Annotated in this window: 12 protein-coding genes; 8 read left to right on the top strand and 4 right to left on the bottom strand. The window is 34.7% G+C overall.

From position 1 onward, the window contains the following. Positions 1 to 36 precede the first annotated feature (36 nt). The 6 genes from EKM02_RS06615 (at position 37) to EKM02_RS06590 (ending at position 3,718) form a co-directional block, all read left to right on the top strand. On the top strand, positions 37 to 1,002 hold the full coding sequence (locus EKM02_RS06615; RefSeq protein WP_199878465.1) for an SIS domain-containing protein: 966 nt from the start codon (positions 37 to 39) through the stop codon (positions 1,000 to 1,002). Beyond that, complete coding sequence (gene tatC / locus EKM02_RS06610; protein ID WP_126453463.1) at positions 1,002 to 1,817, top strand: twin-arginine translocase subunit TatC; 816 nt, start codon at positions 1,002 to 1,004, stop codon at positions 1,815 to 1,817. The genes EKM02_RS06615 and tatC overlap by 1 nt, the downstream gene beginning before the upstream one ends. Continuing rightward, positions 1,810 to 2,163, top strand: a complete 354-nt coding sequence (locus EKM02_RS06605) for a carboxymuconolactone decarboxylase family protein (RefSeq protein ID WP_126453460.1) — start codon at positions 1,810 to 1,812, stop codon at positions 2,161 to 2,163. The genes tatC and EKM02_RS06605 overlap by 8 nt, the downstream gene beginning before the upstream one ends. 94 nt (positions 2,164 to 2,257) lie before the next feature. Next, positions 2,258 to 2,998, top strand: a complete 741-nt coding sequence (gene lptB / locus EKM02_RS06600) for an LPS export ABC transporter ATP-binding protein (RefSeq protein ID WP_126453458.1) — start codon at positions 2,258 to 2,260, stop codon at positions 2,996 to 2,998. Positions 2,999 to 3,105: 107 nt separating this feature from the next. Continuing rightward, positions 3,106 to 3,405 carry a nucleotidyltransferase family protein gene (locus EKM02_RS06595; protein WP_126453455.1) on the top strand — a complete coding sequence of 100 codons (300 nt, stop codon included), beginning with the start codon at positions 3,106 to 3,108 and terminating at the stop codon, positions 3,403 to 3,405. After that, entirely contained in the window at positions 3,398 to 3,718 is a 321-nt protein-coding gene (locus tag EKM02_RS06590) for a DUF86 domain-containing protein (protein WP_317124976.1), read from the top strand. The genes EKM02_RS06595 and EKM02_RS06590 overlap by 8 nt, the downstream gene beginning before the upstream one ends. Before the next feature lie 221 nt (positions 3,719 to 3,939). On the opposite strand, the gene EKM02_RS06585 is transcribed toward EKM02_RS06590, so the two are convergent. Continuing rightward, positions 3,940 to 4,803, bottom strand: a complete 864-nt coding sequence (locus EKM02_RS06585) for a glycoside hydrolase family 25 protein (protein WP_126453450.1) — start codon at positions 4,801 to 4,803, stop codon at positions 3,940 to 3,942. Between the two features lie 7 nt (positions 4,804 to 4,810). Continuing rightward, the gene (locus EKM02_RS06580; protein ID WP_126453653.1) at positions 4,811 to 5,527 is read right to left on the bottom strand and encodes a CDP-alcohol phosphatidyltransferase family protein; all 717 of its coding nucleotides are present in this window, start codon (positions 5,525 to 5,527) and stop codon (positions 4,811 to 4,813) included. A gap of 531 nt (positions 5,528 to 6,058) precedes the next feature. On the opposite strand from EKM02_RS06580, the gene EKM02_RS06575 reads away from it, so the two are divergent. Together EKM02_RS06575 and EKM02_RS06570 are read left to right on the top strand one after the other, a co-directional pair. Then, positions 6,059 to 7,045 (top strand): PorV/PorQ family protein, encoded by a 987-nt coding sequence (locus tag EKM02_RS06575; protein ID WP_126453651.1) that lies wholly within the window; start codon positions 6,059 to 6,061, stop codon positions 7,043 to 7,045. A gap of 218 nt (positions 7,046 to 7,263) precedes the next feature. After that, positions 7,264 to 8,403, top strand: a complete 1,140-nt coding sequence (locus EKM02_RS06570; protein WP_126453447.1) for a DUF4105 domain-containing protein — start codon at positions 7,264 to 7,266, stop codon at positions 8,401 to 8,403. Positions 8,404 to 8,987: 584 nt separating this feature from the next. Here EKM02_RS06570 and EKM02_RS06565 read toward each other — a convergent pair. Continuing rightward, on the bottom strand, positions 8,988 to 10,379 hold the full coding sequence (locus EKM02_RS06565; RefSeq protein ID WP_126453444.1) for a RagB/SusD family nutrient uptake outer membrane protein: 1,392 nt from the start codon (positions 10,377 to 10,379) through the stop codon (positions 8,988 to 8,990). A 12-nt stretch (positions 10,380 to 10,391) separates the two neighbouring features. Next, positions 10,392 to 11,288, bottom strand: coding sequence for a hypothetical protein (locus tag EKM02_RS06560; protein WP_126453441.1), 897 nt, complete (start codon positions 11,286 to 11,288; stop codon positions 10,392 to 10,394). Positions 11,289 to 11,411: the final 123 nt, after the last annotated feature.

Raw genomic sequence — 11,411 nt, 5'->3', positions numbered from 1 at the left:
ATTTCTTTTACACACACAAATTTTAATTATTCAGTTTTGATAACTACAGAAAATATATTGGCAAGTGCCAGAAAAACTATTTTATCGGAAAGCCAATCCATTGCAAAACTCGCTGATTTTCTGGATGAAAACTTTATTAGTGCCACACAAAGCATCTATAATACTGCCGGAAGACTAGTAGTAACAGGGATAGGAAAAAGCGCTATTATTGCCCAAAAAATGGTGGCTACTTTTAACTCTACCGGAACTCCGTCGTTGTTTCTTCATGCCTCCGAGGCTATTCATGGTGACTTAGGAATGATTAAAAACGATGATGTAATCATTTGCATTTCTAAAAGCGGCAACAGTCCGGAGATAAAAGTACTGGTTCCGCTATTGAAACGTTTTGGCAATACGCTGATCGCCATTACGGGAAACACAAACTCTTTTCTAGCCAAAGGTTCTGATTTTGTCTTGAATACCACCGTCACCTCCGAAGCTTGTCCAAACAATCTTGCCCCTACAAACAGCACTACCGCACAACTTGTCATGGGAGATGCACTTGCGGTTTGCCTGATGGAAATGCGCGATTTCAAACCGGAAGATTTTGCGGTCTACCATCCTGGGGGCGCATTAGGAAAAAAATTATTGCTCAAAGTGAAAGATATGTTAGAGCACAGTCTAAAACCAATGGTTACTCCGGATGCTTCAATCAAAAAAGTTATTTTCGAAATTTCAGAAAAGCGCCTTGGTGTCACTGCAGTTGTAGATCAGCATAAGGTAATCGGAATCATTACGGACGGAGATATAAGAAGAATGCTCAATGAACGAGATAATTTCACTGATTTAACCGCAAAAGATATTATGACAAAAAACCCAAAAATGACTTCTTCGGAAGCGATGGTAGTTGAGGCATTCAACATAATGGAAGATTTTTCTATCACCCAATTAGTGGTGGTTGATCATGGCGAATACAAAGGAGTCTTACATATACACGACATTTTAAAAGAAGGAATACTATAATGGCAAAGAAAAATTTAAACGAAATGTCCTTTTTAGATCATCTTGAAGAATTAAGATGGTTATTAGTTCGAAGCACTGTAGCTATATTAATCCTGGCCACTGTTACGTTTTTTATCAGTGACTATATTTTTGACGTTATCATCTTTGGACCAACCAATCCAAATTTTATTACCTACCGTGCTTTTTGTGATTTATCACATTATTTGGGTTTTGCTGATAGTATTTGCGTAACCGAAATGGCTTTTATCATTCAAAACACCAATATGGAAGGGCAGATCAATGTATTGATCTGGACCTGTATCACTGCCGGTTTTATATTGGGATTTCCTTTTGTATTATGGGAAATCTGGAAATTTATAAGCCCAGCATTGTATGAAACCGAAAAAAAACACGCAAAGCTTTTTGTGATCACCTCCTCCTTGCTCTTTTTCATGGGTGTCCTTTTTGGTTATTTCGTAATTGTCCCCATGTCGATGAACTTTTTTGCTACATTTACCATAAGCGATGTAGTAAAAAATCAGTTTAGCGTTGATTCCTACATTGGGATGGTAAAAACCAGTGTTATCGCTTGCGGATTATTTTTTGAATTACCAATAATTATCTATTTCCTGACTAAATTAGGCTTGGTAACCCCTGAATTTTTAAGGAAATATTGGAAATATGCCGTAGTCATCATCCTTATAGTAGCGGCAATTGTAACACCTCCGGATGTGGTGAGTCAAATAATTGTAACCATCCCGATGTTGTTAATCTATGAAGCAAGTATCTTAATATCGAAAATAGTTGTAAAAAATCAAAAAAAAGTAAATGGCTGATATCATAAATGAATTCAACGAATACCGTTCGAAAATGAACGAAAAATTATTGGCAGACAATAATAAAATTGTAAAGCGAATTTTTAATTTGGATACCAATGCGTATGCTCCAGGCGCTTTGGATGTAAAAACAAAAGAGCTTTTAGGCCTTGTTGCTTCGGCTGTTTTACGCTGCGATGATTGCGTAAAATACCATTTGGAGACGAGCTTCAAAGAAGGTGTCACCAAAGAAGAAATGATGGAGGCGATGGGAATTGCTACACTTGTTGGCGGAACTATTGTTGTGCCTCATTTGCGCAGAGCCTATGAGTTCTGGGAAGCACTGGAGGAAACCGCAACAAAATAATTTGTTAAGAAGTTCTATCGTTTAATTGTTTATTCGTTTATTTGACGATTAAACAATTAAACTATTGATGCGTTAAACGATTAAACCAAAAAAAATGAAATTACGAGCCGAAAATCTAATCAAAACCTACAAAGGACGCAGTGTTGTCAAAGGCATTTCGGTAGAGGTAAATCAAGGCGAAATCGTGGGACTCTTGGGGCCTAACGGTGCCGGAAAGACAACTTCATTTTACATGATTGTGGGATTAGTAAAACCCAATTCCGGAAATATATTCCTAGATGATTTGAACATCACAGATTACCCGATGTATAAAAGAGCACAGCAGGGAATTGGTTATTTAGCTCAAGAAGCTTCCGTTTTTAGAAAATTAAGCATCGAAGACAATATATTAAGTGTTTTGCAATTGACAAAATTATCCAAAGCGGAACAAGAAGCAAAAATGGAAAGTTTAATTGATGAGTTTAGTTTAGAACACATTAGAACCAATCGTGGGGATTTACTTTCCGGCGGTGAACGCCGCAGAACTGAAATAGCCCGTTGTCTGGCTACAGATCCAAAATTCATTTTATTAGATGAACCATTTGCCGGTGTCGATCCTGTAGCCGTTGAAGACATTCAGCGAATTGTGGCGCAATTAAAAAATAAAAATATCGGAATTCTTATTACAGATCACAACGTTCAGGAAACCTTAGCCATCACTGATAAAACCTACCTGATGTTTGAAGGTGGCATCCTTAAAGCCGGAATTCCAGAAGAATTAGTTGAGGATGAAATGGTACGTCGTGTGTATCTGGGGCAAAATTTCGAACTGCGAAAAAGAAAGTTGGAGTTTTAGAAAAATCGCCTTTTTTTAATATTCAGTTAAAAAATGGAAAATGGAAACTAAGATAAAATCATCATTTTTCATATACTTACAATGCAAAAAACTTATATCTTTGTTATATGATTTTAATAAACCAAAATAAAGAAATGATAAAAAGATTATGTAAAACACATAATGTTGAAAAATTATATCTTTTTGGTTCTGCTACTACAACCAAATTTAATGAAGAAAGTGACATTGATTTCTTAGTGAAATTTAAATCTTTTGACCTTAAATTATACTTCTTAAACTACATTGATCTTAAAACTAAACTTAAACATTTACTGCAAAGAGAAATTGATTTAGTAGAAGAACAAACTTTAAAAAACCCCTACTTAATTAGTTCTATTGAAGAAAACAAACAATTAATTTATGGATAAAAAAATCCTTAAGTGGCTTTATGATGTTAAAGTATCCATTGATGAGATAAACAGTTATTTTATTGATGAAAAGATGGATTTTTTTGAATACAGAAAAAATTTAATGAGAAAAAGAGCCGTTGAACGGAATCTTGAAATCATTGGAGAAGCCATAAATAGAATATTAAAAAGTGATCATTCTAATACATTAAAAATTACCGATGCTACTGCAATTGTTGGATTAAGAAACCAAGTAATTCATGCCTACGATAACATATCGGATGAGACTATTTTGGGCAATACTTACCAATCATCTTCCAAAGTTAAAAATTGAAATAGATACAGTATTGAAAAATAACTAAAGTAAAAATTCAATAACTTATTTTACTCTAAAATCGTAAGAGTTGCAAATCAGAAGCTAAAACCTTTCACTAATTTATTTTTCACTATTCACTGAACACTGCTTATTAACTACTGCTCACTGACTACTGAATACTGATCACTGAATACTGAACACTGCTCACTTCTCACTGACCACTTCTCATTAAAAAAAAACTACTCCACGGTAATATACCGCAACTGCTCCAAATCTCCATTGTAAATATTGACATCTACATTGCCATTTATTCCTGGAACAGAAGCTTTCTCCGTAAATTGCCAAAACAACCAGTCTTTGGCTATTTCCTCCCTGTAAAAATTATAATTGGCTATCCAAAAAAGATAATCGCCGAATTCCTCTTTCAAAAAATCATCGTAATAGCGCTCGCCGGTATAGATAATAGGCCTCACCCCGTAATGGGATTCTACAGTATTTAACCACCTTTTCAAGCCTAATTTAAGATTTTCAATCGACTGGTTTTTAGGTAATTTTTCAATATCCAAAACAGGCGGTAAATCTCCCTTTTGAAGGGTGACGGTTTTGATAAAAAGTTGGGCTTGTTCAATTGAATTTTCGTTAGGACGATAATAATGATAGGCACCTCTAATCATTTTATTTTCTTTGGCACCCAGCCAGTTTCGCTCAAAATTTCGGTCTTTCCGGTCTTTCCCAACCGTAGCGCGAATAAACACAAAATGTAGTGGATATTTATTTTCTAAAGTATCCACATAAGTCCATCTGATTTTACCTTGGTATTCTGAAACATCTAAACCGACACTTTTTCCTTCGTGCTTTTCTAAAACCTGAAAATTTCGAACATCAGAAATGCGCTTGGCTTCAGTTTCTTCTTGTAGAATTTTATCCGATTTAAAACTAAAATAGTACGCTAAACCATCTCTATAATGATATCCAACAGCAGTCATCAGTGCTACTAAAAGAGTACCAATAGAATAGCGTAAAACCTTTCCGGAGAAAACAGTTGCTTTCTTCTTATGTTTACGGACAAGGGTAGTTTTTCTTCGTGCGGTTTGTTTTCTCATTCAAAAATTACTTTTTGACTACTTTATTATTCAAAACCGAAAGTAAAACATAAAACAGTATCAGTAATGGAATTCCTAAATAGCAAAAGAAAACCAACAACAGAACAGCACAGATCAAAAAGACAATTTGAAGTGTGTTTTCTTTGAAACTGAATTTCTTGATTTTCAGAGAAAATAACGGAATTTCCGCATTTAGCATAAAGGCGCTCAATACGGTTAGCACTAATAAAAACCATGGGTTGGTCAATAGTTCAACAATAAATATAGAATCGGTATATTTCAAAACCAACGGCAGACTCAGAATAAACAGTGCATTGGCAGGCGTTGGCAAACCAATAAAAGAATCTGTTTGACGGGTATCGATATTAAAATTAGCCAAACGATAACAAGATCCCAACGCAATTATAAAACCCAAATAAGGGAAAAACTGCAAATGACCTGCTGGTGCTGTTGTTGCATGACTAATCATCATTTGATACATCACTAAACCAGGGACAACTCCGCTGGTTACCATATCTGCCAAAGAATCCAACTGCAAGCCGAGCGGACTTGACACCCTGAATAATCGAGCAAAAAAACCATCAAAAAAGTCCAGAAATATACCCAGACAAACAAAATAAAAGACCATTTCAAAATCTTGATTAAAAGCAAATACCAGCGCAATGCACCCACAAAAAAGATTCAGTAACGTAATTAAATTCGGTGTATGCTTTTTAATAGTCATCATAATAAAGTTTAAATAAACAAAGATGGCAAATTTAACATAATAAGTGAATGAAAAGTACGTTTTGTGATAGAGATTTAAACCGCTACAGCCAAGTAGCTTTTTAAGGACTCAAAACTCTAAAAGGGCCATTTCTAAATTATGTGCAAATAATTCAAACAACAGCTGTAAAAAAGGTATTCTTCCTCTTGTAATTTACTATAATTCTAAAAAAATGAATAAAAACAAACTTTTTAAGTACTATCCGCCTGTTATTTTAATTCTTTACGACCATTATTAGCTATAATTTTTCTAGCTCAGGTAACTAGAAGAACCAACAAATTCAGGACTAATCCACACTAAATTGATCCGCAATACTAAATTCAACAGCAAAATGAAATAACCTCAGTAAAAAATTATATTTTTGATAAAAATTAAACAGACTTTTAGTTCGTAAAAATGATGCCCTTAAAAAAAAGCTTTTTAGTAGCAATCCTCTTGGCAAGTACCCTCACGTATGGCCAAGCGGTTAGAAAATACTCCAATGAATTCATGAATATCGGGGTTGATGCGGCTGCATTGGGTATGTCAAATACTGTCGTGGCTTCAACCAGAGATGTCAATTCAGGATATTGGAATCCCGCTGGCCTGATTCATCTGGAAGACCATCAGGTTTCAGTAATGCATGCGAATTATTTTGCAAATATTGCCCAATACGATTACTTGGCCTACGCCAGTCCGATTGATGATCGCAGTGCTTGGGGCATTTCATTAATACGTTTTGGAGTTGATGATATATTAAATACCACTGAATTAATCGATAGTCAGGGTAATATTGACTACAACCGAATCAGTCTTTTCTCTACGGCTGATTATGGATTTACCTTTTCCTATGCCAGAAAACTACCCGTTCCCGGATTTCAATATGGTATAAGCGCTAAAGTGATTCGCCGAATCATCGGGAAATTTGCTAATTCTTGGGGATTTGGTTTTGATGCCGGAATCCAATTCGAAAAAAACAACTGGCAATTTGGGCTAATGCTCCGCGACATTACAACGACGTATAACGTGTGGAATATTGACGAAGACGAGTATAAAAAAATTGCTGGTGCCATTCCTGAAGAAAATCAAGAATTACCGGAAAGCACTGAAATTACTGCCCCAAAAGCACAATTGGGTATTGCTAAAAGGTTCATCATTCGGTATGATTACAGCATTCAGGCTGCAGCCAATGTGAATATGCGCTTTGCCAGAACCAATGATTTAATTGCAACTAATTTTATAAGTATTGATCCCGCTTTAGGACTGGAATTTGGCTACACTGATTTGGTCTTCGTTCGTGCCGGCGTGGGTAATTTTCAGAATGTACAGCAATTAGACCAGACGGAAAGAGTAGGTTTCCAACCTAATATTGGCTTGGGATTTAAATACAAAGGCATTCAGATTGACTATGCATTGACCGATTTAGGCAATCAAAGTGCCGCTTTATACTCAAATATTTTTTCGGTAAAAGTAGATTTGGGAATGTTCAGAAATTAATTTAACAGAACCTTTATAATCAAATAATGCTGTGGATTATGATTACGTTTTTTAAAAGTTCACGATACGTTACAAAACATGAATTCTGATTTTAACCACCAAACTTTCTGCTTCATTTTTGTTTCTTTGAGTATCTTTGGAAAACAAATACAATCAGTGCGGACGCAAATTTATTTTTTAAATACAAACGCGTCCTTTTACCCTCTAAAAGCTAACGAATGCAAACCTCTTCTTTCAAGAAAATAATTTTCTTCCTGTTTTTATTTTTAATGGCACCGCGTAGTTTTGGACAAAACATCCAATTATCAAAAAACACGAAGGTTAGTGTACTAACTTGTGGAACAGGCAATGAATCGTATTCTCTTTTTGGCCACACGGCAATTCGCGTTCAGGATACAATAAATGCAATTGATGTGGTATATAATTACGGAGCTTTTGATTTTAACACCCCGAATTTCGTGATGAAATTTATAAAAGGAGACCTACAGTATTTTGCTGTAGCAAATTCCTATCCAGATTTCATCAATCAATATCAGTACGAAAGAAGATCTGTTTATGAGCAGGAGCTGAATATTCCTAAACATTTAAAACAAAAACTGTTTGACAACCTCAATACATCCTTAGCATCAGGAGAAAGTTATTACACCTATAAGTTTATCGATAAAAACTGCACCTCGATGGTTGTTGCCATTATCAACAAAACACTAGACACAACCGCTATTGTAAAAAATGCTGATACTGACCTCACCTACAGAACTATTTTATATCCGTATTTTGACGGTCACTTTTATGAGAAACTAGGGACAAGTATCATTTTTGGAAAAAAAGTAGATCAATTAGGCACGCAATTATTTCTTCCCTTCGAATTGCAAAAAAGCCTGAAAAAAGTTTTTTTCCAAAACCGTCCGCTGGCACCGGAAAACAAAACCATAATCGAATTCAAAAATGAAGTTCCCTTTTCTTGGTGGAACAATCCGTATACCTATTTTTTACTGCTTGCTCTGATCGTTTTTATAAACAAAATGGGTATCAATTTGTTGTACCTTATCCTGATGGCAACAATAGGGCTATTCTTTACGTTTGTTGGGTTTTATTCAGATCATCTTGAGCTGGGTTACAACTACAATATTTTGTTGTTTAACCCAACCTTATTAGGATTATTGTATTTTTATTGGAAAAAGAGCCAAAGAGGGATCTATAATTTGGTTTTATTTAATCTGCTCTCGGTTGTACTCTATTTCTTTTTGATAATCAACAAAGCACATTTGATAGTAGTTTTACCCTTAATGTTAACCAGTGGAATTATCTTAGTGCGACTGGCCATTCAAAATAAAAAAAGAATCCCTACACTTCTGTAATACTCTCATTTACGGATACTTGAATTACTCTAAACAAACGTTAAATAATTTTTAACTGCCAATTTAATAGGTTTTTTTCTAATTTTAAAAAAACATGTGCTCGTCACTGAAATAAACGTCAAAAAAGTACCTTGAAAGAATAGTTTAGGCTCAATGCGCCTTTGACGTTACTATTTTGGCTACTAACAGAAAATAGAGTTAGTGAACTCAGCTGTTCAGTTGATGCAATATTCGTTCAAATATTTTTATAAATATTCCTTTTTGACAAAAAACGAATCCTTTATTGTCATTTGTACCGAATGCCTGATCGTTTGTCTTTCTTGGAAGTTCCCAAAGGAATGCTTTTGTCTTGGATAATTGTATGGGTTTTATTTGCATATCCAAGCACCTACTTTTCAGTGGTCTACTTTACTATTTGCATCCATAATTATAGCGGATACTACAAAATATATTCACATTTGATAGGAATCGAATTAGGCAATTACAACCAATTACAGATTTTCAAAAGATATGCTGTAAAAACATCATATACAAAAAAGCTGTCCTCTTGGGACAGCCTTTTAAACAAATTACAGTATCAATTATTAATACCCAGGATTTTGTGTTAGGTTAGGATTATTATCTAATTCTCTTTGCGGGATAGGAAATAAAACTTTGTTAGCATTGGGCTGAGCTCTATCAAAATCAACCATTGTAGCTGATCTAAGAGGAAGATTATTTCTTAGTAAATCCATTCTTCTTAAACCTTCAAAACAGAATTCTTTTCTTCTTTCAACCAATATATCATTTATTGATGTTATGGTTATTAAAGGTAATAAATTTGCTCTAACTCTTGTGCGGTTAAGATCATTAACGGGTGTATCACCAATAGCACTATTATCTCTAAAGTTAGATTCAGCTCTGATCAGATACATTTCTGAAACACGTAATACATTAGGATCATCCGTATTCGCTTGGCCGTTAGGATATTTAGTCGTAAACAAAGATGTTCTGTTACTAGCATCAACACCACTTCTTGATAGTGCGAATCTTAAATCAGCTGGCGTAGCTTCAAATGCGCTTATTAAATTGGCAGAAAATGGAGCATCACCTCTACCTCCGAAAGCGGTAGGACTGTACAATTTAGAAAAAGATTCAGCAAATCCTGCATCCCCAGGTATATTTTGAACCTGAAAAATATGCTCCGTACTTGCATTGTTATAGAACGCATAATCTGTTGCTAATGAAATACCGGACGTATTAATGACTGCGGTAGCACTATTAGCAGCCTCACTCCAGCGCTCTTGGTACAAATACAATCTTGCTAACAATGCAGTTGCCGATGCCGATGTAGCTCTACTTTTAAGTGTATTTGTAATTGCCCCTTGAGCAAATAATAAATCCTCTTCAATCGAAGTGTAAACTTCACTCAAAGTAGCTCTAGCAGGCACATTAACGGTACCCTGATATGGTTCAGTAACCAAAGGAACAGATAAACTATTTCCCGTAGGATCTTGTTTTAACTGCTTTCCAAACATTTGAGAAAGTTTAAAATACATCAAAGCTCTCACAAATCTAGCTTGTCCTACCAAGTCATTTTTACTTGCATCAGAGAATTCTGGATCAGCTACTGTTGGAACATTCAATATAATCATATTAGACTGATTAATGGAGAAGTAAGTAGAATTCCAAATGTTCAAAATTGAAACGTTGTCTGATAATGTATTATACATATATACTTCAGAAAATGTAGGAAAAGATCCTACGAATTCAACATTGTCAGCTTGCCACTCCGTCATTGTATCTGGTATACCTGATAATACATTTGAGCTTTGTAAAGTACTGTACATACCTGTTACAGCATTTCTTGATAGTGCTTCAGTGGAGAAAATTATATCTGGAGTTAATGAATCCTCGGGACCTAAATCTAATGTATTATCACAACTTGATAGTACAAGTACAGATAAAGCAAAAAGGATATTTTTTATATTTTTCATAATAATTTTATTTTAGAAAGTTAATCGTATACCTAATAAATAATTTTTAGATTGTGGTGGCGTAAAGAAAGTTTCGCCTTGTCCTAAATTACCCACAGTACCTGATGTTTCAGGATCTACTCCAGCCATCTCTTTATTTTTTAAAGTATACAGGTTTGTTGTAGTCGCGTACACTCTAGCTGAAGTAAAGAAACGCGAATTCTCAAAAATGCTTGAACTTAAATTATATCCTAAAGTCACATTATTGATCCTTAAGTAAGAACCGTCCAATAACTGACTAGTTGAGCTACGAGCAAATATTGCTCTTGTTGAACTTGTTAAAGCCGGTGCATAAGCATTTTGACCAGGAGTTGTCCAATAGTCTAAAACGTTAGTTGTTTTATTAAAATCATTCACTAAGTTATCAGTAAACTGTTTTCCTTGTACAAAAACTTGATTACCATAACTGAAATTTGCCAAGATATTTAAATCAAAATTCTTATAAGTGAACGTATTAGTGATACCACCTACAAAATCAGGGTTAGCATCACCAACTATTACTCTATCGCTATCTGTTGGACTAGTGGTTGGGTTCCCATCTATATCAAGCCATTCAGCATCTCCGGTTTGAGGATTGACTCCTGAATATCTTACTAAGAAGAAAGTATTAATAGAATAACCTTCAATAGCTCTCTGAGCAGCACCACCACTAATAAATCTATTTCCATCTGGTCCAACTGATGCACCGGGCAAATCAAGAACTCTATTTACATTAGTTGCTATATTAAAAGAAGTTCTCCATTGGAAATCTTCACCATCAATATTAAGCGTAGATAAGTCAAACTCTAAACCTTTGTTTTCCATTGATCCTGCATTAGCAGATATGAATGTAAACCCATTACTTCCAGCTGTTGGAATATTCAAAATCATATCTGTAGTTTTTTTATAATATGCTTGTCCGTATTAACACCTAATTATTTTGTATCTTTAAAATCTAAACAGATTTGATATGAATATTTTAGATTTTTATAAAGAGTATCCAGATGAATTGAG

Origin of the sequence: Flavobacterium sp. RSP49 (assembly GCF_003968735.1) — a bacterium.
GTDB lineage: Bacteria > Bacteroidota > Bacteroidia > Flavobacteriales > Flavobacteriaceae > Flavobacterium.
This window is presented reverse-complemented; position numbering and strand designations above follow the sequence as displayed.

Coding starts and splice junctions, on each gene's coding strand:
- tatC (WP_126453463.1), top strand. CDS start 1,002: ATGGCAAAGAAAAATTTAAACGAAATGTCCTTTTTAGATCATCTTGAA.
- EKM02_RS06605 (WP_126453460.1), top strand. CDS start 1,810: ATGGCTGATATCATAAATGAATTCAACGAATACCGTTCGAAAATGAAC.
- lptB (WP_126453458.1), top strand. CDS start 2,258: ATGAAATTACGAGCCGAAAATCTAATCAAAACCTACAAAGGACGCAGT.
- EKM02_RS06595 (WP_126453455.1), top strand. CDS start 3,106: ATGATTTTAATAAACCAAAATAAAGAAATGATAAAAAGATTATGTAAA.
- EKM02_RS06590 (WP_317124976.1), top strand. CDS start 3,398: ATGGATAAAAAAATCCTTAAGTGGCTTTATGATGTTAAAGTATCCATT.
- EKM02_RS06585 (WP_126453450.1), bottom strand. CDS start 4,803: ATGAGAAAACAAACCGCACGAAGAAAAACTACCCTTGTCCGTAAACAT.
- EKM02_RS06580 (WP_126453653.1), bottom strand. CDS start 5,527: ATGACTATTAAAAAGCATACACCGAATTTAATTACGTTACTGAATCTT.
- EKM02_RS06575 (WP_126453651.1), top strand. CDS start 6,059: ATGAATATCGGGGTTGATGCGGCTGCATTGGGTATGTCAAATACTGTC.
- EKM02_RS06570 (WP_126453447.1), top strand. CDS start 7,264: ATGCAAACCTCTTCTTTCAAGAAAATAATTTTCTTCCTGTTTTTATTT.
- EKM02_RS06565 (WP_126453444.1), bottom strand. CDS start 10,379: ATGAAAAATATAAAAAATATCCTTTTTGCTTTATCTGTACTTGTACTA.
- EKM02_RS06560 (WP_126453441.1), bottom strand. CDS start 11,288: ATGATTTTGAATATTCCAACAGCTGGAAGTAATGGGTTTACATTCATA.